Genomic DNA, 25,818 nt, shown 5'->3' with positions numbered 1-25,818 from the left:
GCATCGGTCCCGAAATTTCCAGCGGGCAGGCCCGCGCAAATCCCCGTCTTATCGCCCAGAACCGGCATCTTTTACCGCCGATTATGGCATCAGTGCGCCTTTTTGCGAAATTTTGCGCGTTTGTTAAGGATTCCGCAACGTGCCGTTAGGGAAGCGGACTTGTCGAATTAACAGCTTCTGCACATGTTCCGGTTTCAGATCCTGCGGCGCAGTGCGAACCAGTTGAGCGCCAGAAACAGCAGCGGTGCGCGTAAACAACAGCTGTCCGGGAAGGCGGGAATCTTCAGATACTCGATCAGCTTCAGCGGTCGCGATTGCCCGCGACCGTCTCGGCGTAGAGCTTGCCGAAGAAGTTGGACAGCATGATGCCGTGGCCGGAATACCCGCCCATCGAGGCATGCGGAAACGCAGGTGAATGGTGAATGGTGAATAGTGAATGCTTTGCTAGAGCGCTCTGGCTGCGTTCACCCATCCAATACCATTCACTATTCACCCATTCACTCGACGAAGTGGCCGCTCACACATTCAGCAACAGATACTCCCGCTCCCAAGGGCTGATCACTTCCATGAATGTCTCGAACTCGGCTCGCTTGATGGCCGCATATGTGGCTGCGAAGGATTTGCCGACAATGGCGCCAAGCTCCTTGTCGGCCTCGAAAAGGTCCACGGCCTCGAGCAAGCTGCGCGGCAGGTCGATCTCGTCCTCGTTGGCGGTCGTCAGCACCGGCGGCTCGGCCTGGACCTTGTTGTTCATGCCGATCAACCCGCAGGCAAGCGAGGCGGCAAGCGCCAGATAGGGATTGGCGTCCGAGGACGGAATCCGATTTTCGACGCGCCGCGCCGCTGGATCGGAACGCGGCACGCGGAAAGCCGTCGTGCGGTTGTCGTAGCCCCACTTGTTGTTGACCGGCGCCGACGCAGCCTGCGTGAGCCGCCGATAGGAATTGACGTAAGGCGCAAGCATCACCAGCGCGTTCGGCACGTGTTTCTGCATGCCGCCGATGAAATGGAAGAACGCATCCGTCTCGGCGCCGTCCTCGGCCGAGAAGATGTTTTTGCCGGTCTTCTTGTCGACCACCGACTGGTGGATATGCATGGCCGAGCCAGGTTGCCCCTGGATCGGCTTGGCCATGAAGGTGGCGTAGATTTCGTGCTTCAGCGCCGCCTCGCGGATCGTGCGCTTGAACATGAAGACCTGGTCGGCAAGCTCGATCGGATTGCCGTGACGCAGGTTGATCTCGAGCTGGCCGGCGCCCTCCTCGTGGATCAGCGTATCGATCTCCAGGCCTTGCCGCTCCGAGAAATGATAGATGTCGTCTATCAGTTCGTCGAACTCGTTAACGCCCGCGATCGAATAGCCGGCGCCGCCGCCGATCGGCCGCCCTGAGCGCCCGACGGGCGGCGTCAGCGGGTAGTCCGGATCGGGGTTCTTGCGTACCAGATAGAATTCGATCTCGGGCGCCACCACCGGCTTCAGCCCACGGTCGTCATAGGCGGCCAGCACGCGCTTCAGAACGTTGCGCGGCGTGAATTCGACGGAGCGGCCATCCTGGTGGACGAGGTCGCAGATCACCGCGGCGGTCGGATCTTCCTCCCAAGGCACGACGGTCAGTGTCGAGAGATCGGGCAAGAGCTTCAGGTCGCCGTCGTCCTCCGGATAGTGGAAGCCATTGCCGTCTTCCGGATAGCCCCCGGATATCGTCGTCATGAACACGGCTGAAGGCAACGCCAGCGATGTGTTGGAGGTGAATTTCTTCGACGGCATCATCTTGCCGCGGGCGACGCCGGCCTGGTCCGGCGTGATGCACTCGATGTCCTCGATGCCCCGCCATTCCAGCCAGGCGCTGGCTTCCTTCCAATTCTTCACACCCCGTTCGTTTTTCAAGAAGGCAGGCGTGCGGGCGCGTCCCCCCCGGCTCGACGGACGGACTTCCTTTTTTTCAGGCGGCATCATTCACCAGATTGTGTTGCGGATTTCAAAGTATAGCCGGGCGCCGTGGCGGAAGGAAAGGGGAGGCGCCCGCGTCGCGACAGGCAAGCCGAGACGCAGCCCCAAGGAACCGGCGTGCCTGTCTTCTTGCTGGCGGCGCAGCGCCACAGGGTCTAGATGAGCCTGTAAGCAAAGGGTCGCACATGTCCGCTCCACGTTTGACCACCATCGGCTTCGATGCCGACGACACGCTGTGGCAGAACGAGCAGTTCTTCCGCCTGACCGAGAAGCGTTTTGCCGCCTTGCTGGCCGAGCACGGCGATCATGAGCACATCGCGGCACGGCTGCTCGAAGCGGAAAGGCGCAACCTCGCCCTCTATGGCTTCGGCATTAAGGGCTTTACGCTGTCGATGATCGAGACGGCCGTCGCGATCACAAACGGCGAGGTGCCCGGTTCGGTCATCGGCGAAATCCTGGCTGCCGGCCGCGAGATGCTCAGCCATCCGATCGAGCCGCTGCCGCATGCCCGCGAGACGGTCGAAAAGCTGGCGGGCTCCTACCATCTGGTGCTGATCACCAAGGGCGACCTCTTCGATCAAGAGCGCAAGCTCGCGCAGTCGGGAATGGGTGATCTCTTCGATGCCGTCGAGATCGTCAGCGACAAGAGCGCAGCCACCTATGCCCGCATCTTCAGCCGCCATGGCGACGGTCCGCAGAACAGCATGATGGTTGGTAACTCGCTCAAGTCCGACGTTGTTCCCGCCATCGAGGCCGGTGGCTGGGGCATCCATGTGCCGCACGAATTGACCTGGGCGATCGAACACGCCGAGGCGCCTGTCGCGGCGCCGCGTTTTCGCGAGATCGCAGATCTCGGCGAGTTGCCGGCACTGGTCGAGGCAATAGCGAAGCCCGGCTGAGCGTCGCCTCTGCCTAGCCGCGGCCGACCAGGCGATCGATTACTGGTTGCAGCCTTTCGGGCGTGATCGGCTTGGCGACCACGGCGTCGACCACGCTCGACAGGCCGAGGCTGTCCGGCGTGCCATTCCTGGTTGAAAGCAGGATCACGGCGGGCCGCGCCTTGCCGGAAGCGCGCCGCAGCGCGTCGATGCCGGACAGCAACCTGTCGCAATCCCTGTCGTCGGGTCCGCCGTCGAGTATGATTGCGCCGGGAACCAGGCCGGCCAAAGCTTTCTCGGCCGCCTCCGGTGGCTCCGAAATCGGCTTCAGCCCGGACTTTTCCACGATTTTCGATACGACGACCCGGTTGATCGACGATTTGCCGACCACCAGCACCTTGGAGATATCCGCCGGCAGCCGGGCCGCCGCGCCACGGTCCGCCGGTTTCATTGGTTTTTCAGAGTCGTCACGATTGGCGGGACACATGTATGGCGGAGGCTCTGGTTCAATGCAGGGTTGAAACCTTAAGCGCGCAATTGGCGCGAGATCGCCAGCGGTGTCAAGCAAAAATAGTGGAAAATGATAATATAGCAAGAATTGCTAAAATCCGGCGCAAGTTCTCCCCAGCGCCACGGCCACAATTCGAAAAAACGAACGTCTCCCGGAACGTATAGCACACGGGAGACACTCGCGAGTGATTGTTGACGTTACGTCAGCCTTGGTTCTGATGGGTGACGATCACTGGGATCAAAAGATCACCCCAGTTGCCGTCTCCGCCATGGTGCCTGGCAGAGCGCACCAGCTCGACGGACACACCTGCTTCGACCGCCTTCATCACAGACTGGTTGAGCCTGTGCAGGTCGTTGGCAAGCATGCGGATCGTCGCCTGCTGATCGACGCTCATCGCGCTTGATTGTTCTTCGGCCCGTTCCTTGACCCGGCTTATCGATGCCATTGCTGTTCTCCTCGACGTAAGTGCCCTTCGGGCGTTTCCTCTGGTGTTGTCATTACTCGGCCGCCGGCCTGAACTGGGCGTGCTCGGTCGACTCATGCATGGCGGTGGTCGAAGACTGGCCGCCGGAGATCGCCATCGAAACGGCATCGAAATAGCCGGTGCCGACTTCGCGCTGATGCTTGGTCGCGGTATAGCCATGGACCTCCGCCGCGAATTCCGCCTCCTGCAGTTCCGAATAGGCCGCCATCTGGCGCTCCTTGTAGCCGCGGGCCAGTTCGAACATGCCGAAGTTCAGCTGGTGGAACCCGGCCAGTGTGATGAACTGGAATTTGTAGCCCATGGCGCCGAGTTCCTTCTGGAATTTCGCGATGGTCGCGTCGTCCAGGTTCTTCTTCCAATTGAACGACGGCGAGCAATTATAGGCGAGCAGCTTGCCGGGGTGGTGCTTGTGCACCCCTTCAGCGAACTTCCTTGCCTGCTGAAGATCCGGCTTCGAGGTTTCGCACCAGATCAGGTCCGCATGCGGCGCGTAGGCGACGGCGCGCGCGATGCAGGGCTCGATGCCGTTCCTGACGTGATAGAAGCCCTCGACCGTGCGGCCGGCGTCATAGTCGACGAAAGGCCGGTCGCGCTCGTCGATGTCGGAGGTGAGCAGCTTGGCGGCTTCCGCGTCGGTGCGCGCCACCACCAGCGTCGGCGTGCCCATCACGTCCGCTGCAAGCCGGGCCGCATTGAGGTTGCGGATATGCGCTGCGGTCGGGATCAGCACCTTGCCGCCGAGATGGCCGCACTTCTTCTCCGACGCCAACTGGTCCTCATAGTGGACGCCAGCGGCACCGGCCTCGATGAAAGCCTTCATGATCTCGAACGCGTTGAGCGGCCCGCCAAAGCCGGCTTCGGCGTCCGCGACGATGGGCGCGAACCAGGTCTCGACCGAAAGACCCTTGCCTTCGGATGTCTCGATCTGGTCGGCGCGCTGCAGCGTGCGGTTGATGCGCTTGACCAGCTCCGGCGCTGCATTCGCCGGATAAAGCGACTGGTCCGGATACATGGCCGACGCGGTATTGGCGTCGGCCGCGACCTGCCAGCCCGACAAATAGATCGCCTTCAACCCCGCCCTGACCTGCTGCATGGCCTGGTTGCCCGACATGGCGCCGAGCGCATTGACGAAATCTTCCTCGTGGATCAGCTTCCACAGCCTGCTCGCGCCCATCTCGGCAAGAGTATGGCGAATCTGGACCGAGCCGCGCAGCCGCTTCACGTCCTCCGGCGAGTAGGGCCGTTCGATGCCGTCGAAACGGCCTTCCGGCGCGGACGGGACGAGGTTGTAAAAATCAGTCATCGATTGCTCCAGGACAGTCTTGCTTGTTTAGATGGCCCGTTTGAGGGACGTATCTGTGCGCCGTTCACGTGTTACATTGTTTACATTGCGCCGCAAAATTCGCCAGAAAAACCGGAGCTTGCCCGCTAAAATACGAGAAAACTGGTGTTGCGTTTGACAGGTCGGGGCTGTAAATCTGTCATGATTGTAAAAAGTTGGATGAGCCCGCGACGGCGCGCCGTTATGTAAAACTCTTGTCAAGGTAGCCGATTGGCCGAGCAGAAGATTTTCGCCGGGCCGCGCATCCGCCGGCTTCGCAACGCCAAGGGCCTGACCCAGACGGCGATGGCCGAAGGCCTGGGCATCTCGCCGTCCTACCTCAATCTAATCGAGCGCAACCAGCGGCCGCTGACGGTGCAGCTGATCCTCAAGCTGGCGTCAGTCTACAAGATCGACCCGCACGAATTGCAGGGCGAGACCAAAGGATCGATCGCGGCGCTGAAGGAAGTGTTCGGCGATCCGCTGCTGGCCGGCGAACTGCCGGGCGACCAGGAACTGATCGACCTCGCCGAGATCGCGCCGAACGCTTCCGCCGCGATGGTGAAATTGTTTCGCGCCTATCGCGAGCAGGCCGATCGGCTGTCGGATCTCAATGAACTCCTGGCGCGGGAGGGCAGGGCGACCGCATTGTCCGGCAAGCGCCTGCCTGTCGACGAAGTGCACGAGACTTTCGAGCGCAGGCCGAACCATTTCGCCGCGCTGGAGGAGGAAGCCGAGGCCTTCATTTCGCTGCTCGATCCGGGCGACGACCTGTTCGGCACGCTGAAGGCGTGGCTCAGGCGCGAGCACGGCATCGTGGTCAAGGTGCTGCCGGTGGCCACCATGCCGAACTGGCGCAGGCGCTACGATCGCCATTCGCAACGCCTGTTCCTGTCAGAGCGGCTCTCCCCCTTCGATCAGCTGCGCGAGGTCGCCATGGAGGCGAGCCTGATGCGCATGACGGTGGCGGTGGCGAGCGAGATCCAGACGTTGAAGCTCGGCACGGACGAAGCGCGTCGCTTAGCCCGTTTCGAGCTCGGCCGCTATGCGGCGCACGCGCTGATGATGCCCTATCACGCCTTTTATGCAGCGGCCGTCCGCGCCCGCTACGACATCGACGTCTTGCGTTCGCGCTTCGGCGTCTCCTTCGAGCAGGCGGCAAACCGCCTGACCATGCTGCAGCGGCCAAGCGCCTCAGGCGTACCGTTCTTCATGCTGGAGGTCGACAGTGCCGGCAACCGCTTCCGCAAGGCGGGCAGCCTTGGCTATCCGCAAAGCCGCTTTGGCGGCGCCTGTCCGAAGCTTCCTGTCCATGCGGCCTTTTCGCAGCCGGGCCGGATCCTGGTCGAGGCTGTGGAAATGCCGGACGGCGCGGAGTTCCTCTGCATCGCCCGCACGCTCGAAGGGCCGCAAGGCGCCTTCTCCGAGCGGCCGCGGCGCACGGCGCTTCTGCTGGGCTGCGACATTGGCTTTCGCGACGAGATCGTCTACAGCGCGGCGCTGCCCGGACCGTCCGCCGCCAAGGTCGCGCAGAGCACGGCATATGCAACGCCGGTCGGCCCGGCCTGCAGGCTCTGCGAGCGCGTCGGCTGCCTGGCGCGCGCCGAGCCGCCGGTGACCCGGCCGCTTGGCCTCGACGAGATGGTGACGGGTCTCAGCGCCTTCGATTTCCAGGGGTAGCACCCCCGCCAGCCGCAGCGGTTCGGCGGCCCGCAAGCCGGCTTTGTCCTACATTTCAGCGGATGCTGGATCACGCCTGGCTCCAGCATTTGCGCTACGCGAATGGGATATGGTGTGGTCGTCCGTGGTGGATCGTGCCGCCGGCAAAATCGCTGACAGTCTCGCCTATGACCGATACCGCCTCGTCTCGCGTTGCCTTGGCTGCCGTCTCGCCGCGCGAGGAGCGGATCGGCATGCTGCTGGTCTTCCTGTCGGCGCTGATGTGGAGCTTTGGCGGCACCATCGCTCGCTTCATCCATGTCGGCGACAGCTGGACCGTGGTGTTCTGGCGCTCGATCTGGGCGGTGGGCTTCCTCGTCGCCTTCATGCTCTGGCGCGACGGCTGGCGCGGCACCTGGAGATTGTTCCGCGACATGGGCCTGCCTGGGCTGGGCGTCGCCCTCTGCTTCGCCACCGCCTCCACGAGCTTCATCGTCGCGCTCGCCTACACGACGGTCGCCAACATCTTGTTGATGCAGGCCGGTGTCCCGCTTCTGGCGGCCATGCTCGCCTGGGTGCTGCTTCGCGAACGCGTGACCCCAGTAACCTGGATCGCCATTGCTGCCGTCATCACCGGCGTGGCCATCATGGTCTCGGAATCGCTTGACGGCGCCGCCTCGCCGATCGGCGACGGCCTGGCATTGCTGATCGCGGTGATGTTGTCGTTCGCGACCGTGATCACCCGGCGCTTTGCCCATGTGCGCATGGTGCCGGCCACATGCCTCGGCGCATTGCTCGCCGGTGCTTTTGCTGCCTCGCAAGCCACGGAATTCACCGTCTCCGGGCGCGACATGGGCTTTCTCTTCGCCTTCGGCGTCATCAATCTCGGCGTCGGTCTTGCTTTTTTCGCCATGGGCGCCCGCCTGGTGCCCGCGGCCGTCGCGGCGCTGCTCGGCACTTTCGAGCCGATCCTCGGTCCGATCTGGGTGTGGCTCGTCCATTCCGAGGTGCCGTCGGGGCGCACCATCATCGGCGGCGCGGTCGTCATCGCCGCGCTGCTTGTTCATATTGCGTCTGAGTTCAAGCGGCAGACCCGGCCCGAGCGGCCGGGCATCACCGGGCTGCCGTCTCCCAATTGATGCTTGCGTGTCTTCCCCATTGACAACTCCGCTGCGGGGCGGGCAGGCTGCAATTACGGCAACAACAAGACAGGCGTATCTTGCCAAGTGACTCCGCCGGCCTCATCGAGGCCGGACCGCATCGGTACATCTCTGCTTACGCCGCGGCCAACGCCGCTGAGGCCGTCCGAACAGCTTCCTGGAAAGGAGGCAAGGGCGGTACCCGTCACTCAACGATCCGGCGCACTGCCAGTCGCGCGCGCTTGTCGCTCCCCGGAAAGCTCAATAGTCTGAAACAAACGCCAACAAACGCCGTCCCGCGCCATCATCGCGACGAGCCGGCACGGGAACACTCACCAAAGGAGAATATCATGATCCGCAAAGCGCTTTTGCTTTCGGCGACTTCGGCCTTTCTGACGCTCTTCGCCGCGAGCGGCCATGCCGACGACCGCGTCGTCAACGTCTATAACTGGTCGGACTATATCGACAGCTCGATCATCGAGGACTTCACCAAGAAGACCGGCATCAAGGTCGTCTACGACACCTTCGACTCCAACGAGATCCTGGAGACGAAGCTGCTGGCCGGGGGCAGCGGCTATGATGTGGTGGTGCCCAGCGCCAATTTCCTGGCGCGCCAGATCCAGGCCGGCGTCTTCCAGAAGCTCGACAAGTCGAAGCTGCCGAACATCTCCAACATGTGGGATGTCATTTCGGAGCGCACCGCCAAGTATGATCCGAACAATGAGTATTCGGTCAACTACATGTGGGGCACCGTCGGCCTCGGCTACAACGTCAAGAAGGTGCAGGCGGCACTCGGCACCGACAAGATCGACAGCTGGGATGTGTTCTTCAATCCGGAGAGCCTCGCCAAGCTCAAGGATTGCGGCGTCTATGTGCTGGATTCCCCCTCCGACATCATTCCGGCCACGTTGAAATATCTCGGCCTCGATCCAAACAGCACCTCGCCCGAGGATATCGCCAAGGCCGAGGAAGCCCTGCTCAAGGTCCGGCCGTATATTCGCAAGTTCCATTCCTCGGAATACATCAACGCGCTGGCAAACGGCGACATCTGCCTGGCGATCGGCTGGTCGGGAGATGTGTTCCAGGCGCGCAACCGCGCCGAGGAGGCCAAGCAGGGCGTCGAGATCGGCTATTCGGTGCCCAAGGAAGGCGCCCAGATGTGGTTCGATCAGATGGCGATCCCCGCCGACGCGCCGCATGTCGCGGAAGCGCATGAGTTCATCAACTACATGATGACGCCGGAAGTCATCGCCAAATCCTCGAATTATGTGCTCTACGCCAACGGCAACAAGGCCTCGCAGCAGTTCGTCGACAAGGCCCTGCTGGAGGACACCTCGGTCTATCCGGACGAGGAGACGACCAAGAAGCTTTACACCGTGCAGCCCTACGATCCCAAGACACAGCGCATCATCACGCGCACCTGGACCAAGATCGTCACCGGCCAATAAGCATCGAGACGCGACCCCGGCAGAAACTGCCGGGGTCGCTTTCTTTAGAAGCAATTCCAGCAACAGTGTGGGACGGTTTTCCGCCCGGAATTGCGTCAAAAACAAAAAGCTGGAGCGGTTCGGCGTTTTCTCGAAACCATGAACCGTTCCAGCGGAACGAAACAGACCCGGAGTGGGACATGAAATCGCTTGGCAGCATCCGCAGGGATTTCGCGCCATGGAATGATCCGAGCGCCAAGCCGTATATCCAGTTCGACAAGGTGACCAAGAAGTTTGGCGACTTCACCGCTGTCAGCAATCTGTCGCTGACCATCTTCGAACGTGAGTTCTTCGCCCTGCTCGGCGCCTCGGGCTGCGGCAAGTCGACCCTGCTCAGGATGCTCGCCGGCTTCGAGGAGCCGACCGCGGGGCGCATTCTGCTCGACGGCCAGGACCTGCGCGGCATTCCGCCCTATAAGCGGCCGGTGAACATGATGTTCCAGTCCTACGCGCTGTTTCCGCATATGACGGTGGAAAAGAACATCGCTTTCGGCCTCAAGCAGGAAGGCATGCCCGCTCCCGATATCGAAAAGCGCGTCGCCGAGATGCTGAGGCTGGTCAAGCTCGAGCAGTTCGCCAAGCGCAAGCCGCACCAGCTTTCCGGCGGTCAGCGCCAGCGCGTGGCGCTTGCCCGCTCGGTCGCCAAGCGGCCGAAGGTGCTTTTGCTGGACGAGCCGCTCGGCGCGCTCGACAAGAAGCTGCGTGAGGAGACGCAGTTCGAACTGATGGACCTGCAGCAGGAACTTGGGCTTACCTTCGTCGTCGTCACCCACGACCAGGAGGAAGCCATGACCATGGCCGACCGCATCGGCATCATGGACAGGGGCGAGGTGATGCAGGTGGCGACGCCGGCGGAAATCTACGAGGCCCCGACGTCGCGCTTCGTGGCGCATTTCGTCGGCAATGTGAACATGTTCGAGGGCAAGGTTGCCGAGCGGGCAGCGAATACGACGCGCATCACCGGCGCGACCGGTGCGCAGATCGTTGTCGAGAATGCCACCGACACCACCAAGGGCGCCGACATCGTTTTCGCGATCCGGCCCGAGAAGATCAAGGTCTCGTCGAGGAAGCCGGCCGATGCCGTCAATGCGCTGGAAGGCGAAGTCTATGACGTTGCGTATCTTGGCGACATGACCGTCTACCACATCAAGCTCGACGACGGACAGATGGTGCGGGCAAGCGCGTTGAACGCTGCCCGCGTCAGCGAGGACCCGCTGACCTGGAACGATCGCGCCTGGGTCTCCTTCCGGCCGGACGCCGGCGTCGTGCTGACAAGGTAACAGGGCGGCCATGACCAATATCGCCGCCGCCCCTTCCTCGGCTGAAACCGCCGCTCAGTTGCCGACCAAGCTGGCGAAGGGCTTCGTCGACCGTCTCGTTATCATCGTTCCCTATCTCTGGCTGCTGTTCTTCTTCCTTGTCCCGTTCATCATCGTCTTCAAGATCTCGCTGTCGCAGACGGCGATCTCGATGCCGCCTTACACCCCGGTGCTCGATTTCGGCGACGGTATTTCCGGATTCTTCGCCGGCTTTCGCGAGCTCAACTTCGACAATTACACGTGGCTGACCCAGGACGCGCTTTACTTCAACGCCTATGTGACCAGCCTGATCATCGCGGGCATCTCGACGGTGCTGACGCTGATCGTCGGCTATCCGATCGCCTATGGCATGGCGCGCGCGCCGGCGACGATCCGGCCGACCTTGCTAATGCTGGTGATCCTGCCGTTCTGGACCTCGTTCCTGATCCGCGTCTATGCCTGGATCGGCATCCTGAAACCCGAAGGGCTGCTCAACCAGGTGCTGCTCGCCACTGGCCTGATCAGCCAGCCGCTGGTCATCCTCAACACCTACACCGCGATCTTCATCGGCATAGTCTATTCCTATCTGCCCTTCATGGTGCTGCCGCTCTACTCGTCGTTGGAGAAGATGGACTATTCGCTGATCGAGGCGGCGCAGGATCTCGGCTGCCCGCCGATCGGCGCCTTTTGGAAGATCACCTTCCCGCTGTCGCTGCCGGGCGTGATTGCCGGCTGCCTGCTGGTCTTCATCCCGGCGGTCGGCGAGTTCGTCATACCGGACCTTCTCGGCGGCTCGCAGACGCTGATGATCGGCAAGACGCTGTGGAACGAATTCTTCGCCAACCGCGATTGGCCGGTCTCGTCGGCGGTGGCGGTCATCCTGCTCCTGGTGCTGACCGTCCCGATCATGTTCTTCCAGCAGGCTCAAGCGAAAGCCCAGGAGCAAGGCAAATGAACGGCACCTGGAGCCGCTTCAACATCACCTCGATCGTGCTCGGCTTTGCCTTTCTCTATCTGCCGATCGTGCTTCTCATCGTCTTTTCCTTCAACGAATCGAAGCTCGTCACCGTCTGGGGCGGCTTCTCGACGAAATGGTACGTGTCGCTGTTCCACAACCAGGGCCTGATGGACGCCACCTGGGTGACGGCCCGCGTCGGCGTCATCTCGGCGACCGTTGCCACCGTGCTCGGCACGCTGGCGGCGATCACCTTGACCCGCTACACACGCTTCAAGGGGCGGGTGCTGTTTTCCGGCATGGTCTTTGCGCCGCTGGTGATGCCGGAAGTCATTACCGGCCTGTCGCTGCTCTTGCTTTTCGTGGCCGTCGGGCTTGACCGAGGCTTCTTCACCGTCACGCTCGCCCACATCACCTTCACCATGTGCTTCGTGGCCGTCGTCGTGCAGTCGCGCCTGGTCTCCTTCGACCGCTCGCTGGAAGAAGCCGCGATGGACCTCGGCGCGCCGCCGGTGAAGACCTTTTTCCAGATCACCTTGCCCGTCATCTTGCCGGCGATCATCTCCGGCTGGATGCTGGCGTTCACGCTCTCGCTCGACGATCTGGTCGTCGCCTCCTTCACCTCGGGCCCCGGCGCCACGACGCTGCCGATGAAGATCTACAGCCAGGTGCGCCTCGGCGTGACGCCTGAGATCAATGCCGCCTGCACCATCCTGATCGCCGTCGTCGCGATCGGCGTCATCATTGCCTCGATCGCCAACAAGCGCCGCGAGGTCCAGCGCCAGCGCGATGAGCAGGCGGCGCAACGCGGATAGGGAACAAAGACGGGCGCGACCTGCGCCTTGTTCTATTGGCCTGAAACGCCGCGGCTGATCGGCGAGATGAACGGAGTGCTCCAGTTGCCGCCGACGAAGAACAACGATTGCTTTGGGGGCTGCGGCGCCTGCACCGCTGTCTGACCGGCGGTAGCCGGTTGTTGGGCCGGCTGTTGCTGCGCAGGTTGTCCGTTCGGGATGATGCCGCCCGAGAGCGCCAGCCCGCGCCCGGTATAGGAGGCGATGCCCGAAAGCCAGATCTTGTACTTCTGTGCATTGACCTCGGCCTTGTCCAGCCGCGCCACACCTTTCGAGATGCTCGCCTTGATCTCGGCACCGTCGATGGGCAGCGAGCCGTCGGCGACGTCGTCGAGGGCGAAGAATCCGCCCTGTTCGTTGCGCTTGAGAAAGGCAGGCAGATTGAGGCCGTTGAGCGAGCCCGGCCCGAACGTCGCCGAGAAAGACCCGTCGGCGTTCTCGAAGATCGAGTCCCAGGCCTTGCCCGGCCCCTTCAGAATGACCGAGACGGTTCCGGTTCCGGCCGGCACCAGCCGCGTCATCCCCGCCGCGGTGGCGAAGGCGCCGGTGTCGACGTCCGATGCCAAAAGCCGCAACTCGACCTGCGTGCCGTCCGGCTTGCGGTCGAAGCGCAGGCTGCTCTGGATGTTGCCGTTGAAGGCCGACGCGTCGGAGATGTCGAAGACGGCAAGCCCGTTCTTGACCTGCGCGGTCGCGGCGACATCGGCAAGCTGTATCGGGCCGGCGGTGGCGTGCGCTGCCGACAGCCTGAGATCGAGGTTCATCTTGTCGGCGAAGCCGGTGTCGAACTCGCCGGGGGCTGCCTGGCCGGCCGGAGCGATCGGCGTGAAAGCGGAAAGCACCGATCGAAGATCGAGCGTATCGAACGCAAGCGTGCCGGAAATGACGGGCAGGGGCTCGCTGAACGAAAAGTCCAGCGCTCCCATGCCGGGGTTGTTGTCCAGCGCCACCGTCGTGTTCTCGAACTTCGCGCGTCCCGCCGAGGCCGCCACCTTGCTCGCGACCGAGACGGAGCCGATCGCAGCACCAGGCGCCATGCCGGCCTGCGACCATTCAAGCAGGCGTCGCAGCGAAGGGGCGGTGAATTTCGCCTGGCCGTCCAGATAGCCGTTCTCCGACATCGAGGCGACGCCGTCGAAAGAAAGCGTGGCGGGCGCCGCCTTGAAGGCGAGCGTGACCGGCGCGAGCCCTCCGGCAAACAGCACCAGCGGCTTCGCCGAGGAAAAATCGATCTGGACGCTCTCGCCGCGCCATATGCCGGTCGCCGTGAGCGTGGCGTCGCTGTTCATCGCCGCCCAGTTCACCTGGCCGCTGAGGCTGCTCAGGATCTCGGTATCCTTGCCGCCAACCGAGGTTACGACGCGGCCGTCGCGGAACTCGACGATGCCGAACGGATCGGAAGGCAGTCTGCCGAGGTCGGGCTTCTGCGGGTTCGCGGTGACCACGCCGCGAGCGGTGTCGATCGAGCGCGTGATGCGGCCGCCGGTCGGCAGCGGCGGCAGATAGAGGCCGCTCGCCTTGCGCTCCACCCTGATCGTCGGCCGCACCAGCCGTGCCGTCGAGAATTGGACCTCGCCCTGCACGGCGGCCATGGCCGAGAGATCGACTTCGACGCGCTCGGCTTCGATCACCGGCGGCGCGTCGGTCTCCGTCCATTGCGACAGCGTCACATCGCTGAGGATGGCTCGGAACTTAGGCCACACCTCGATGCGCGGCGAGCCGTCGATCGTCACGCGAAAACCGCTCCAGGCGCTCAATTCCCAAGCGATGCGGTCGCGTACGATGCGCGTCGAGGCAATCAGCGGCAAGGCGGCGACGGCGAGCGCGATGACCAGCACCGCAACGCCGATTACCCATACCCCGCGCCGGATCAAAGATGATCTCATCTCGCCCCGTGAGTTTCCATTGCCGACAAATCGCCCGACGGGTGTAGCCGAGCGCCGACGCTTTTCAAGTCTTTATGGCCCTCCGATGGCGTTTGCGCCGTGTCCTTGCCGGCCATTTCAACAAAATCTTGCTCTGCTGCGCTGCGGTATGCATAAGCGATAAACCCGTCCGGTCCGCCAACGCCACGCCGGTTTTGGGACAACGACGCAGGCGACATCAGGCTTAATTGCCGCAATCGCGACGCGCTTTGGGAGGAACGATATGGCTGCCGACACCCCCTTGTGGACGCCGACGCAGGACCGGATCGCCTCCGCGCCGATGACTGCCTTCATGAAAGCTGCGGTTGCGAAGTCTGGCCAAGCTTTCTCCAGCTATGCCGAGCTCCACCGCTGGTCGATCGACAACCGCGAGTCGTTCTGGGACCTCGTCTGGGACTTTTGCGGACTTGTCGGCGACAAGGGCGAGCGGGCTCTGGTCGATGGCGAGAAGATGCCTGGCGGCGCCTTCTTTCCCGACGCGAAACTCAATTTCGCCGAGAACCTTATGAAAAAAACCGGCGGCAGCCTGGCTATCGTCTTCCGCGGCGAGGACAAGGTCGATCGCCGGCTGTCCTGGAACGAGCTCCATGCGCTCACTTCGCGCCTGCAGCAGCTCTTCCTGTCGATCGGCGTCAGAGAGGGCGATCGCATCGCCGCCATGATGCCGAACATGCCGGAGACGGTCGCTGCCATGCTGGCTGCCGCCTCGATTGGCGCGGTCTGGTCTTCCTGCTCACCTGATTTCGGCGAACAGGGCGTGCTCGACCGTTTCGGCCAGATCGAGCCGGTCGTCTTCATCGCGCCTGACGGCTATTGGTACAACGGCAAAGCCATCGAGGTCGCCGACAAGATCCGCGCGGTGGCCGAGAAGCTCGCGACCGTGCGCAAGGTGCTGATCGTCGACTATCTCGGCACGTCGGCCGATGTCGCCGCTACCATCGACCAGGCCGAGGCGCTGGAAGGAGCGCTCTCGCCCTTTGCCGCCAGGCCGCTCGCCTTCGAGCAACTGCCTTTTTCGCACCCGCTCTACATTCTGTTCTCCTCCGGCACCACCGGAATCCCGAAATGCATCGTGCACTCGGCCGGCGGCACGCTGATCCAGCATGTCAAGGAACAGCGGCTGCATGCCGGCCTGCTCGACGGCGATCGCTTTTTCTACTTCACCACCTGCGGCTGGATGATGTGGAACTGGCTGGTCTCGGGCCTTGCCTCGGGGGCGACGTTGCTGCTCTATGACGGTTCGCCCTTCTACCCCGACGGCAATGCGCTGTTCGATTTCGCCGATGCCGAGAAGATGACCTATTTCGGCACTTCGGCGAAATTCATCGATTCCCTACGCAAGGCAGGGCTGAAGCCGATCGACAGCCACGACCTTGCAAGCGTGCGGACCATCTCTTCCACCGGCTCGCCGCTGTCGCCGGAGGATTTCCGCTTCGTCTATGACGGCATCAAGAAGGACGTGCATCTCGCCTCGATATCCGGCGGCACCGACATCGTTTCCTGCTTCGTGCTGGGTGTCCCGACCGAGCCGGTCTGGACCGGCGAGATCCAGGGGCCGGGCCTCGGCCTGGCGGTGGACGTGTGGGACGACGACGGCAAGCCGGTCCGGCAGGAGAAGGGCGAACTCGTCTGCACCAAGGCATTCCCGTCGATGCCGATCGGCTTCTGGAACGATCCGGACGGCAAGAAGTACCACGCGGCCTATTTCGAGCGCTTCGACAACATCTGGTGCCATGGCGATTTCGCCGAATGGACCGCGCATGGCGGCATGGTCATCCATGGCCGCTCCGACGCCACGCTCAATCCAGGCGGGGTGAGAATAGGCACGGCCGAGATCTACAACCAGGTCGAGCAGATGCCGGAAATCCTGGAGGCGCTCTGCATCGGCCAGGATTTCGACAACGACGTGCGCGTCGTGCTGTTCGTGCGGCTGGCCGCCGGCGTGAGCCTCGATGAGGATCTGGAAAAGCGCATCCGCGCCAGAATCCGCTCGGGCGCCAGCCCCCGCCATGTGCCGGCGAAGATCGTTGCCGTCACCGACATCCCGCGCACCAAGTCGGGCAAGATCACCGAGCTTGCCGTGCGCGACGTGGTGCATGGTCGCGCCATCAAGAACAAGGAAGCGCTCGCCAATCCCGAAGCGCTGGAGCTGTTCAGGAACCTGCCGCAGCTTGCCGATTAGGTCTTCCCGGCACGGTTAAGAAATAGTGTCGGTCCAATTTACCTAGATTTCACGAGTGGTACACATTCGTAAATTTTTTTGGCTCCCGGTAAGGACTTGTTAAGGGACGGCGCCGATAGTCGCGTGTAACTTGAGGGAGAAATCCCGTTCCTCGTCCCCTGAGGTTCAGCTCAAGCCCCGTTGTGACAGCATCCCATTTTCCAAGGCGTCCTCCAGGCGCCTTTTTCTTTGGCCGAAGCTCGGTCTTGCGGATCGTTATTCGGCCAGCACGCGCGTCGATGGGAAGACGACCTCGACCAGCGTGCCTTCGCCAGGTGTCGATGTGATGGTGAAGCGGGCACGGTTGGCCTCCACCATCGCCTTGGTCAGAGGCAGCCCGAGGCCGGTGCCGTCGCCGCGGCCGCGTTTGAGCGCATTGATCTGCTTGAAGGGCTTCAATGCCTGCTCGATCTCGGCCGGCGTCATGCCGATGCCGGTATCGCGCACGCGCATGACGACGTCGCCGGAGGTCTCGTAGGCGGTGGACACGATAACCTGGCCGCCGGCCTGGGTATAGCGGATGGCGTTCGACAGTATGTTTAACGCAATCTGGCGCACACTCCTCAAATCCGCCACCACTTCCGGCAGCCGCGAGGCGAAGCTCGAGCGGATGATGACGCGCTCGCGGTTGGCCTGCGGCTGCATCATCGCCACCGTTTCGGCCAGCGTGTCGTTGAGCGACACCGCCTCATAGGCCATCTCCTGCTGGCCGGCCTCGATCTTGGAGATGTCGAGCAGGTCGTTGACGAGGTCGAGCACATGGTTGCCCGAACGGTTTATGTCGCGCAGATAGTCTCGGTAGCGGTCGTTGGCCACCGGTCCGAACTTCTCGTCCACCATCAGTTCGGAAAAGCCGATGATGGCGTTGAGCGGCGTGCGGATCTCATGGCTGATGCGGGCCAGGAAATCCGTCTTCTGCGAGGAGGCGCGCTCGGCCACGGCGCGCGCCTGGGTGAGGTCTTCCTCGGCCCGCTTCCACTGCGTGATATCGCGTACGACGGCGCAGAAGCCGCTGTCGTTGGGCAGTCTGCCGATGGTCATGAACAGCGGGATGAAGCGCCCTTGCGCCTCGCGGCCGATCACCTCGCGCCCGTCGTTCAGCAAGCTCGCCACGCCAGGTTCGGAGAGGCCGACGAGATAGTCGCGCGCCGCGCGCTGGCTCTCGATGGCGAACAGCGAGGCAAAGGGCTTGCCGGCGATCTCGTCGCTGTCGAAGCCGAACAGGGCTTCAGCCGGGCGGCTGATCGAGCGGATGTTGCCGTCGCGGCCGATCAGCACCACGCCGTCGGTGGCGGTGTCGATGATGGTGCGCATTTCGGCGATTCGCGACTTCAGCTCGGACACGTCCGGCTGCTGGTTCGGCTCGTCATTGGCCGCGCTGAGATGGGCGGAGGGCGCCTCGTCCTCGCCCGAGCGACGAACCACCAGCATCAGCGCCTTGCCGCCGCGCCACGGCACCGAGCGCAGGAGCGCATCGATCGGGAATTCCTGGCCCTGGCGGGTTGTGAGCTTCAGTGAACGATCGCTTTCGTCGGTCTCGCCATCATCGGCGTAATGGTCGGCGAACAGCGCGCCGAGCCCGCCGGCATCGGCAAGGTCTTCCAGCGCGTCGTAGCCGGTGAGCTCGAGAAACGCCTCATTGGCATAGTGCAGCACGTCGCCGGAATGGATGAGCAGCGGCACAGGCAGCCTGGCGAGGATGGACGTGTCGGGAGCCCTGCCTCCTTCCCCGGTTGAGAAAGCCGAGGGCACGAAGCCCTCGAGCTTGAGCGGCCGCACCCTGAGGCGCGGCCTTTCCGGCCGCGCTTTCGCTTCGCCAGGCTGTTCAGCCGCGGGCAGGGCGCCATCCCGGTCGGAACCCGCCCAGTCCTCGCTGTCTTCCGCGTCGCGAAAATCGTCGGCGGTCATACCGTCGTCGCCAGCGCCTGCCTCAGGGGTAGGGGCTTCGGCTGCCGGCCGCTCGGCCGTCGGTTCGGCTGCCCTGTCCGCCGCTGCGGTTTGGCGCCTGTCGGAATCCGCCGCTTCCTGCGCCTCGTCGGCAGCTTTCTCGCGCCCGGCATAGTTGAGCAACGAGCCGGAGACAGCGGGCGTTTCGTCTTTTCCAGCGGCTGCCTCGGGAACATCGGGGCCGTCGAGCCGAGCCAGATCCTTTTGATCTTCCGCCTCGGTCTCCGCTTCGGCCGTATCAATGGCCTCGTTGCCTTCCGGCATGGCCGGCTCAGCCGAGGTGGCGTCAATCGCGTTCAGTTCGGAGTGGTCGGTCTTCCTCTCACCGGTCGTCGGTTGTTCGGCCGTGGGAGCAGCCTTGTCGGCGGTTGCAGCCGCATCTGGTTGCTTTTGAGCACCCGCGGTTGCGCCGCTTGGCGGCTCGGCCGGGCCGGAACTGTCCTTCCGCAGCCGCTCGCCGATTTCGCGAAAGGCGCTGCGCTCGAGGATCGACAGCCCTTTCTCACTCGTCGGCCTGTCATTTCCCGGCTGCTTGTCGTTGGCCGGCTGCCTGTGCTCGGCCAGCCGGATCACCTTGTCGGCATAGCGGCGCTCCGGCTTGGGCACGATGGTCAGCGCCGGCACTTCGCCCAGGAACGGGTCGGCAGGTTTCGCCGGCTCGGCCGCGGGTTGCCCGGCGGCAGGTTCGGGTTCTGTCGGAGCGGCGCCATTGGGCACCAGCGCCATGCCGAGCGCTTCCGGGTCGACAACGGCGTCGGCGCTGCGCGCGACGCCGAAGCCGCGGAAACCTTCGAAGGCGCGGCTGCGGCCATAGACCGGCAGCGCCGCAAGATCGACGGGGATCTTCAGGTCCGTGCCCGCCACCGGCCACAGCACCGAGCGTCCCGACCAGGTATCGCGCCGCTCGAGCAGAGTGGCGATCTCGCCCGATGCGTCGAGGCCGAAAGTCGTGGCGACATCCCTGAAGCGGCGACCGATCACATCGGCGGCGGGTTTGCCGACGATGTCGGCGAATTCCGGCGACAGCGCGCTGAACTTGCCTTCGGCGTCGGTCCGCCAGACGAAACGCAGCGGCGGCGCCGAACGGTCGATGTTGCGCGCCGCGCTCGGCTCGGCCGCCGCCGTTCCGGCGGTGTGCTGCCGGCTTCCGGCCGCGACCTCCGCCGGTCCGATCTGTGGCGGCCTCTCCGGCCCCTTCACGTCGTCGCCGCCGGCATTGAAATACCAATGGTCATGCTGCGCCGGGCCGGCACCGCCTACCAGCGCAGCATCCGGCGCGCGGTCGGCCGTGGCCGCGGTCCTTTGCGTTGGCTGGGCCTCATCCGCGGCCGCCGGCGGGACCGCGTCTGCCTTTTCGCCCGTTGCCGCGGCCGGAGACTGGGTATTGTTCTCTCGGCTCGGCTCGGCGCTGACTGTGGTGTTTTTGTCTTCGGAGACGGCGGGCGCGCTTTCCGGCACTGCCGACTTACCGGCGTCGGGCTGGTCGTTCCGCTCGCCGTCGAGCTGGTCTTCGTCGATCACCACCAGGAGATGGCGCGTGTCGGTCAAGCGCGCAAAGCCGGCCGGGTAGGAGGTGCTTGCGCCGGGAACAAGCCGCTTGACGATGCGGTCTCCAACGCTTGCCACGTCCGCGACCAGGGCAGCGAGCGTCTCCGGCCTGATGCCGAGCGCGGCAAATCCCTCCGAAGCCGCCTCGACATGGCCTTGGGCATCGACGAAGGCGATGAAATGTCCGGCCTCGGTGAAGCCGCCAATGGCGCGGCTGGCGATTTCGGCGGCGCCGCGCGAGCCGGTCTGCGCCGCGGGCATCGCCAGCATGATCGCCTTTTCGCCGTCCGGCATCGTTACCGCGCTGGCGAGCAAGCCGACGGCGCGGCTGACCATGCCGGTCGCCAGCCGCACGGTGACGGCGCGGTCGCTGCCGATATCCGGAAAGCCGCTGGTCGCCATGATCTGCCGCCTGGCAATTAGCGGCAGCCGCGCGGAAGCGCCGATGATCGCTTCGATTTCCGGATAGCCGAAAACCGCGGCACCTGGCCCGTTGGCCCAGATCACCTGCTCAAGATCGGCCGACAGTATGGCCAGCGCGTCGCCGGCGGCGAAGCGCTGGCGCACCGCGTCGAGCACGGCGACGTCGAGGAAGGAGTAGTTTTCAGGCGGCATGCGCTGGCAGACCTTCCAGGCGGGCTTTTTGAGTTAACGCTTTGTTAATAAAAGCGTACGGGACCAAGGTCCACAAGCCATGCCGTGTATCGGCCGAAATCTCTGGGCTCTTGGTTAATGGCGGGGCGATTTTTTTTATGGTGCAGTGCAACAAAGATATTGCAATGCACAAAACTTGCCTTTATATTGCCATCATACATGAACGAGACGGCTTTCCGTCAAAGCCGCTGCCCTTGAAAGGTTGGAAAATGTCCAAGACTGCCAAGACCGAGACCATCGAGAACGTTGAATTCCCGAGCTTTGACGCTTCCAAGGCCACCGACCAGATCCGCGCCTTCGCCGAGAAGGGCGTCGAGCAGTCGAAAGAGGCCTACACCAAACTGAAGAACGGCGCCGAGGAGACCCAGAAGGTTCTGGAGTCGACCTACGAGACCGCCAAGACCGTTTCCGGCGATGTCTCGCTGAAGACCATCGCCATCCTTCGCGCCAATGCCGAGGCCAGCTTCTCGCACCTTGAAGCCCTGGTCGGCGCCAAGACGCTGTCGGAAGTCGTCGAGCTGCAGACTGCCTTCCTGCGCAAGCGCGCCGAGATGGCCGTCGAGCAGGCCAAGGACTTTCAGGCCGTCGCCTCCAAGGCTGTCGAGGACGTCTCGAAGCCGGTGAAGACCGCTTTCGAGAAGGCGTTCAAGGACATCAAGGCGGCCTGATTTCAGGCGCAACTCAACGATGCATCAAAACGTCGCATTTCGTCAGACAAATAGATGTGCGATGAATTGATGAGATGAATACCCGGAGTGTGAAACCTCCTCCCTTTGCTCTCCGGGGTGACCAGCCAGCTCCTCCTCCCGCTGGCTCGTAACAGGAAAAGGCCGGCACCTCCTCCCGCCGGCCTTTTCTTTTGCCCAATCAGGACTGTGCGGGTTCGTTCATCGGATCTTTGCCTCATCAAAGGCCTTGAATTAGACTCCGATAATCCGTATTGGACGCATCGCCGACGACGGAGCGGACGCGGGGAATGATTTCTCCTCGGATTGCGCTCAGGCGGATGTGCCGTTGTAGCTCAGTTGGTTAGAGCACCAGATTGTGGATCTGGGGGTCGCTGGTTCGAGCCCAGCCAACGGTACCATCGATTTCCTGGCGTTCACGTCGTTTTGCCGGCCGCCGCGTCCCATTCCTCTATTGGGTGACGAAGCATCGCCGGGCGACGAAGGGCAGCTCAGGCTGAGCAGCCCGCGCACCTCGCAGAAGGCCCAGGCGCAGCTCATAGCCGGTCTGATGGCCGATGGCCTCGTTCTGCCCCATCGTGAAAAGACCGCGCAGGACGCTGACGACCAGCAGTGTCAGGGCCGTGGTCTACAGCGCCTGCTCGGCAGCCGTCCCGCCGCCCGCAACCATCACGCCCTGCGCCTGGTCGATGGCGCGCCGCAACGAATGTGGAATGAGAAGCTGCAGCGTCGCGGCAACGAACGGCGAGACGATGGTGATCGCCACCTCCCAAGTATGGCGCAGCGTCATGCCAAGATGCGCAGCAGGGTGCCGAGACCTTCCCCGAAAGGCTGTCCGCCGCCCGCCTGACGCGGCGGAAAGAAGCAGGCACGACGATCAGAGTCGACATTGTATGGGGATATCACTATATAGCGGCGGCTTTCGGTTTCTCGCCCCTTGGCTGCGCCTGCGAGATCGCCGTAAATGCGTGGTGTTGTGACGGAAATCGGTCTGAAAAACCGGAAGAAAACAAGCAAAAACAACAGAGCGGATCTTTGACGATCCTGGCCAAAGCATCATCCTCAACAATCTGAACGTGTCCCTCGAACCTTTCCAGTCCTTCGGCTCCGCGGACCCTGAGCAAGACATCTTGTCCCATTGGCAAGGCATCTTGTCCCATTGGCAAGAAGTCTTGCCGGCAGAGGCCGACTCGGCTCGAATGGGCCTGCGTCCCGTGGCGGGACGCGAGCGTTCATGACTACCAACCGGCATTGCCGCTAGGGAAAAGCAGTATGAGTGAACATGCGATCGAGTTCTTGCGCGGATGGATCGGCGAAAAGGTCCAATGCCAGCATTCGCCGGTGAAGATCGACGAGCAGGCCGAAACTCTCGCCAAGGAGTGCTGCGCCAAGGCCGCCGAGGAAGGCATTCTCCTTGAGGATATCCAGGAAGAGGTCGGCGACATCCAGGAACTGATCGCTTCGCGCCTCGAGGAAGTCGCCGAAGAGAGCGAGCAACAGACGACGTCGGACAAGCCGTCCTATTAAGATACCGTGCGCGCGGTTTGTCTGACCTCAGCCGAGCGACCGGCTTAGCTGAAATTGTCCTTCAGCCACACCTTTGGCAGCGCCGGCACGAAGTTGCCGTCGCGCCCGGTCATGTCCTCATTGGCGACGAGCGCGTTGAGGATCGCCTCCTCCACCCCTTGCACCACAGCATCGAAGAACGGGTCGATATCGACATCGGGAATGAACTCCGCGCGGGCGACGCGGCCTGAAGCCGCCAGCGCGGCCTCGGGATTGGCGGTCGAGAAGGCAAGAAAGATATCGCCCGAGCTGTGGTAGCCGTAGCCGCCGGTCAGGGCGATGCCGAGCGGCACGCGCCTGGCGAGGCGCTTCATCTGGTGCGGCAGGAATGGCGCATCGGTGGCGACGACGGCGATGATCGAGCCCTTTTCGGCGCGCGGCGTGCCTTCGCGGATCGCCGGCTCGGCGAGTTCCGGCCCGACATGCCGGCCGCGAATGGTGAAGTTGCGCCGCTTGCCGAAATTCGCCTGCACGAACACGCCGAGCGTGTAGCTTCTGTCCTGCCATTCGACGATGCGCGAGGCGGTGCCTGACCCGGCCTTGAAGCCGAACGAGATCATGCCGGTGCCGCCGCCGACGCTGCCTTCCTCAATCGCGCCGTCCGTCGCGCCGTCGAGCGCCGAGGCGACATGCTCGAAGCTCACATGGTGGCCGTTGATGTCGTTGAGGAAGCCGTCATAGGTCTCCGCCGCCACCGGCAGGCCCCAGGCGCTGTCGAGCGCCGCCGGCAGCCCCCGGCTCATCCAGCGCAGCGTTCCGTCGCGGGTAAGGCCGCAGGAATGGGTGTTGGTGATGGTAACCGGCAGGTCGAAGGCGCCGGTCTCCTCGATGATATGCGTGCCGGTCAGCTCGCCATTGCCGTTCTGGCTGAACACGCCGGCAAACACCGGCGTCGCCAGTTGGCCGACAGGTCTCGGCAGGATCGCAGTCACGCCGGTGCGCACCGGTCCTATCCCGACTTGCAGCGGGCCCCCGCCGGCAATCAGCGTCGTATAGCCGACCGCGACGCCCGGCACGTCGGTGATGGCGTTGAAGCGGCCGGGCGTGCCGTCCAGTGCGACGTTGAACGAGCGCAGGCGCGGCTTGCCCGACGGCGTGCGCAGATGCGGGTCGCTCCTGCTCATTTCAGAACAACGAGCCCTGGTTGCCCGGCTCCTTGGCCTTGCCCGAGGGCTTGGCGGCCAACTTCGGCCGCGCGCCGCCGCTGGTGGCGATGGCCTCTGCATTGCCGTCGGCGAACTCCAGCTGCAGCGCCGCACCCGGCGCCAGCTCCGCGACGCGCTTGACGACGGTCCCATCGGCGTCCTTGACCAGCGCGAAGCCGCGCGCCAGCACGGCCTTGTGCGACAGCGTGGTGAGCAGCCGGTCGGCCTGGGTAAGAGCGGCACGCAGGCGGTCAAGCCGCCGCGCCGTCGCCTGCTCCTGGCGGCGGGTCAGTCCGGCCAGCGTGTCGGCCTGCAGCTTCTGGCGCCTGACGACCGGCGCCGGCGACAGCCTTGCCGAGTTGCGCTGAAAGCGCGCCCGGCTTTGCCGCACGATTGCGAAGAACGCGGCCCGCGCGCGGGCGATGTCGCGGCCTGTCAGCCTGCGCGTCTCATTGAGGCGACGCGACAAGGTGGCCGGCGTCAGCCGCTGCCGCTCCAGCCTTGCGCGCTTGCGTTCGATGCTCACCGTCAGCCCGCGGCCGAGCCGGCTCGTTGCCTCGTCGAAGCGCCTGCGCGGCAACGCCAGCAGCTGGTCGGGTGAGGGGAGCGCCCGCGCCGCGGCGCGCACCGCCTGGCGCTTGCGATCCAGGTGCCGCGAGGTGCAGGCACTAAGCCGCGCGCCGAGATTTGCCAGTGTCGCTTCGAGCTCCGCCTTGACCGGCACTGCCATCTCGGCGGCGCCCGTCGGCGTCGGCGCCCGCATGTCGGCGACGAAATCGACCAACGTCCAATCGGTCTCGTGTCCGACGGCCGAGATGATCGGAATGCGCGAGGCGGCGACGGCGCGCGCCAGCCCTTCGTCGTTGAAACCCCAAAGGTCCTCGAGGCTGCCGCCGCCGCGCGCCACGATCAGGAGATCGGGCTGGCGGATTGCGCCGTCCCAGGTCAGTGCGTTGAAGCCGTTGACGGCTGCGGTCACTTCCTTTGCGGTCGTGTCGCCCTGGACCCGGACCGGCCACACCAGCACAGTGAGCGGAAAACGGTCCTTGATGCGATGGATGATGTCGCGGATCACCGAGCCCGTGGGCGAGGTGATGACGCCGATGGCGCGCGGCATGAATGGCAGCCGCCGCTTGCGGCCGGCATCGAACAGGCCTTCGGCCTGCAAGCGCCGCTTGCGCTCTTCCAGCAGCGCCATCAGCGCGCCTGCGCCGGCCGGCTCCAGATTGTCGATGACGATCTGGTAGTTGGATTTTCCGGGATAGGTCGTCAGCCTGCCGCTGGCGATCACTTCCATCCCTTCCTCGGGGCGGAATTTCAGCCGCGCCATCGTGGTCTTCCAGACCACGGCCTCGATCCGCGCACGGTCGTCCTTCAGCGCGAAATAGGCGTGTCCGGAGGAATGCGGGCCGCGGTAGCCGGAAATCTCGCCGCGCACCCGCACATTGCCGAAAGCATCCTCGACCGTGCGCTTCAACGCGCCGGAAATCTCGCTCACCGTATATTCGGTGGCATTGCTGCGTGATTCGGTTGCTGCTTCGCTCATGCTCTGATTGGGGAACGCTTATCGGGCGGCGTCAAGGCAGAGCTGA

The 25,818-nt window shown here is 63.7% G+C and carries 18 protein-coding genes, 1 tRNA gene and 2 pseudogenes; 11 read left to right on the top strand and 10 right to left on the bottom strand.

All coding sequences use genetic code 11. The features are described from left to right. Positions 1-194 precede the first annotated feature (194 nt). Positions 195-403 (bottom strand): annotated as a pseudogene (locus tag CK224_RS12200) (FAD-dependent oxidoreductase); the annotation flags it as partial. A gap of 114 nt (positions 404-517) precedes the next feature. Further along, positions 518-1,951 carry a glutamine synthetase family protein gene (locus CK224_RS12195; protein ID WP_095776675.1) on the bottom strand — a complete coding sequence of 478 codons (1,434 nt, stop codon included), beginning with the start codon at positions 1,949-1,951 and terminating at the stop codon, positions 518-520. A gap of 182 nt (positions 1,952-2,133) precedes the next feature. On the opposite strand from CK224_RS12195, the gene CK224_RS12190 reads away from it, so the two are divergent. Further along, a complete protein-coding gene (locus tag CK224_RS12190; protein ID WP_095781924.1) occupies positions 2,134-2,847 on the top strand; it encodes an HAD family hydrolase in 714 nt (237 codons plus the stop codon). 13 nt (positions 2,848-2,860) lie between these two features. On the opposite strand, the gene CK224_RS12185 is transcribed toward CK224_RS12190, so the two are convergent. The 3 genes from CK224_RS12185 to aceA all read right to left on the bottom strand — a co-directional run bounded on the left by CK224_RS12185 (position 2,861) and on the right by aceA (position 5,124). Then, positions 2,861-3,277, bottom strand: a complete 417-nt coding sequence (locus tag CK224_RS12185; protein ID WP_164747267.1) for a response regulator — start codon at positions 3,275-3,277, stop codon at positions 2,861-2,863. A 262-nt stretch (positions 3,278-3,539) separates the two neighbouring features. After that, positions 3,540-3,782 carry a hypothetical protein gene (locus CK224_RS12180; RefSeq protein ID WP_066989302.1) on the bottom strand — a complete coding sequence of 81 codons (243 nt, stop codon included), beginning with the start codon at positions 3,780-3,782 and terminating at the stop codon, positions 3,540-3,542. A gap of 52 nt (positions 3,783-3,834) precedes the next feature. Further along, positions 3,835-5,124 (bottom strand): isocitrate lyase, encoded by a 1,290-nt coding sequence (gene aceA / locus CK224_RS12175; RefSeq protein WP_066989300.1) that lies wholly within the window; start codon positions 5,122-5,124, stop codon positions 3,835-3,837. 249 nt (positions 5,125-5,373) lie between these two features. On the opposite strand from aceA, the gene CK224_RS12170 reads away from it, so the two are divergent. The 6 genes from CK224_RS12170 (at position 5,374) to CK224_RS12145 (ending at position 12,495) form a co-directional block, all read left to right on the top strand. Further along, positions 5,374-6,822, top strand: a complete 1,449-nt coding sequence (locus CK224_RS12170; RefSeq protein ID WP_095781922.1) for an XRE family transcriptional regulator — start codon at positions 5,374-5,376, stop codon at positions 6,820-6,822. Positions 6,823-6,989: 167 nt separating this feature from the next. Beyond that, positions 6,990-7,940, top strand: a complete 951-nt coding sequence (locus CK224_RS12165; protein ID WP_066989295.1) for a DMT family transporter — start codon at positions 6,990-6,992, stop codon at positions 7,938-7,940. Between the two features lie 350 nt (positions 7,941-8,290). Beyond that, entirely contained in the window at positions 8,291-9,388 is a 1,098-nt protein-coding gene (locus CK224_RS12160; protein WP_095781921.1) for a polyamine ABC transporter substrate-binding protein, read from the top strand. A 179-nt stretch (positions 9,389-9,567) separates the two neighbouring features. Next, positions 9,568-10,707, top strand: a complete 1,140-nt coding sequence (locus CK224_RS12155; protein WP_095781920.1) for an ABC transporter ATP-binding protein — start codon at positions 9,568-9,570, stop codon at positions 10,705-10,707. 10 nt (positions 10,708-10,717) lie between these two features. Continuing rightward, complete coding sequence (locus CK224_RS12150) at positions 10,718-11,680, top strand: ABC transporter permease subunit (RefSeq protein ID WP_095781919.1); 963 nt, start codon at positions 10,718-10,720, stop codon at positions 11,678-11,680. Further along, positions 11,677-12,495, top strand: coding sequence for an ABC transporter permease subunit (locus CK224_RS12145; protein ID WP_095781918.1), 819 nt, complete (start codon positions 11,677-11,679; stop codon positions 12,493-12,495). The genes CK224_RS12150 and CK224_RS12145 overlap by 4 nt, the downstream gene beginning before the upstream one ends. Positions 12,496-12,527: 32 nt before the next feature. Here CK224_RS12145 and CK224_RS12140 read toward each other — a convergent pair whose 3' ends face one another. After that, positions 12,528-14,420, bottom strand: coding sequence for an AsmA family protein (locus CK224_RS12140; protein ID WP_095781917.1), 1,893 nt, complete (start codon positions 14,418-14,420; stop codon positions 12,528-12,530). 262 nt (positions 14,421-14,682) lie between these two features. On the opposite strand from CK224_RS12140, the gene CK224_RS12135 reads away from it, so the two are divergent. Further along, on the top strand, positions 14,683-16,641 hold the full coding sequence (locus CK224_RS12135) for an acetoacetate--CoA ligase (RefSeq protein ID WP_095781916.1): 1,959 nt from the start codon (positions 14,683-14,685) through the stop codon (positions 16,639-16,641). 255 nt (positions 16,642-16,896) lie between these two features. Here CK224_RS12135 and CK224_RS12130 read toward each other — a convergent pair whose 3' ends face one another. Next, positions 16,897-20,790, bottom strand: a complete 3,894-nt coding sequence (locus CK224_RS12130) for a PAS domain S-box protein (protein ID WP_095781915.1) — start codon at positions 20,788-20,790, stop codon at positions 16,897-16,899. A gap of 248 nt (positions 20,791-21,038) precedes the next feature. Here CK224_RS12130 and CK224_RS12125 point away from each other — a divergent pair, with 248 nt between their 5' ends. Then, positions 21,039-21,497: a phasin gene (locus CK224_RS12125; protein WP_066989279.1), complete on the top strand. Its 459-nt coding sequence runs from the start codon at positions 21,039-21,041 to the stop codon at positions 21,495-21,497. A 342-nt stretch (positions 21,498-21,839) separates the two neighbouring features. Next, positions 21,840-21,916: transfer RNA gene (locus CK224_RS12120), tRNA-His, on the top strand. A 125-nt stretch (positions 21,917-22,041) separates the two neighbouring features. Here CK224_RS12120 and CK224_RS12115 read toward each other — a convergent pair. Then, positions 22,042-22,313: pseudogene (locus tag CK224_RS12115) on the bottom strand (ABC transporter ATP-binding protein); the annotation flags it as partial. Positions 22,314-22,787: 474 nt separating this feature from the next. Here CK224_RS12115 and CK224_RS12110 point away from each other — a divergent pair. Further along, positions 22,788-23,042: a DUF768 domain-containing protein gene (locus tag CK224_RS12110; RefSeq protein WP_066989275.1), complete on the top strand. Its 255-nt coding sequence runs from the start codon at positions 22,788-22,790 to the stop codon at positions 23,040-23,042. A gap of 44 nt (positions 23,043-23,086) precedes the next feature. Here the strand turns inward: CK224_RS12110 and CK224_RS12105 are convergent, their stop codons facing one another. Next, positions 23,087-24,205: a P1 family peptidase gene (locus CK224_RS12105; protein WP_095781914.1), complete on the bottom strand. Its 1,119-nt coding sequence runs from the start codon at positions 24,203-24,205 to the stop codon at positions 23,087-23,089. Position 24,206: 1 nt separating this feature from the next. Further along, a complete protein-coding gene (gene xseA / locus CK224_RS12100; protein ID WP_095781913.1) occupies positions 24,207-25,772 on the bottom strand; it encodes an exodeoxyribonuclease VII large subunit in 1,566 nt (521 codons plus the stop codon). Positions 25,773-25,818: the final 46 nt, after the last annotated feature.

Source organism: Mesorhizobium sp. WSM3862 (assembly GCF_002294985.1).
Classification (GTDB): Bacteria; Pseudomonadota; Alphaproteobacteria; order Rhizobiales; family Rhizobiaceae; genus Mesorhizobium.
Note: the sequence above shows the minus strand (reverse complement) of the source record. Positions and strands in the feature narration are given on the sequence as shown.

Coding starts and splice junctions, on each gene's coding strand:
- CK224_RS12195 (WP_095776675.1), bottom strand. CDS start 1,951: ATGCCGCCTGAAAAAAAGGAAGTCCGTCCGTCGAGCCGGGGGGGACGC.
- CK224_RS12190 (WP_095781924.1), top strand. CDS start 2,134: ATGTCCGCTCCACGTTTGACCACCATCGGCTTCGATGCCGACGACACG.
- CK224_RS12185 (WP_164747267.1), bottom strand. CDS start 3,277: ATGAAACCGGCGGACCGTGGCGCGGCGGCCCGGCTGCCGGCGGATATC.
- CK224_RS12180 (WP_066989302.1), bottom strand. CDS start 3,782: ATGGCATCGATAAGCCGGGTCAAGGAACGGGCCGAAGAACAATCAAGC.
- aceA (WP_066989300.1), bottom strand. CDS start 5,124: ATGACTGATTTTTACAACCTCGTCCCGTCCGCGCCGGAAGGCCGTTTC.
- CK224_RS12165 (WP_066989295.1), top strand. CDS start 6,990: ATGACCGATACCGCCTCGTCTCGCGTTGCCTTGGCTGCCGTCTCGCCG.
- CK224_RS12160 (WP_095781921.1), top strand. CDS start 8,291: ATGATCCGCAAAGCGCTTTTGCTTTCGGCGACTTCGGCCTTTCTGACG.
- CK224_RS12155 (WP_095781920.1), top strand. CDS start 9,568: ATGAAATCGCTTGGCAGCATCCGCAGGGATTTCGCGCCATGGAATGAT.
- CK224_RS12150 (WP_095781919.1), top strand. CDS start 10,718: ATGACCAATATCGCCGCCGCCCCTTCCTCGGCTGAAACCGCCGCTCAG.
- CK224_RS12145 (WP_095781918.1), top strand. CDS start 11,677: ATGAACGGCACCTGGAGCCGCTTCAACATCACCTCGATCGTGCTCGGC.
- CK224_RS12140 (WP_095781917.1), bottom strand. CDS start 14,420: ATGAGATCATCTTTGATCCGGCGCGGGGTATGGGTAATCGGCGTTGCG.
- CK224_RS12135 (WP_095781916.1), top strand. CDS start 14,683: ATGGCTGCCGACACCCCCTTGTGGACGCCGACGCAGGACCGGATCGCC.
- CK224_RS12130 (WP_095781915.1), bottom strand. CDS start 20,790: ATGCCGCCTGAAAACTACTCCTTCCTCGACGTCGCCGTGCTCGACGCG.
- CK224_RS12125 (WP_066989279.1), top strand. CDS start 21,039: ATGTCCAAGACTGCCAAGACCGAGACCATCGAGAACGTTGAATTCCCG.
- CK224_RS12110 (WP_066989275.1), top strand. CDS start 22,788: ATGAGTGAACATGCGATCGAGTTCTTGCGCGGATGGATCGGCGAAAAG.
- CK224_RS12105 (WP_095781914.1), bottom strand. CDS start 24,205: ATGAGCAGGAGCGACCCGCATCTGCGCACGCCGTCGGGCAAGCCGCGC.
- xseA (WP_095781913.1), bottom strand. CDS start 25,772: ATGAGCGAAGCAGCAACCGAATCACGCAGCAATGCCACCGAATATACG.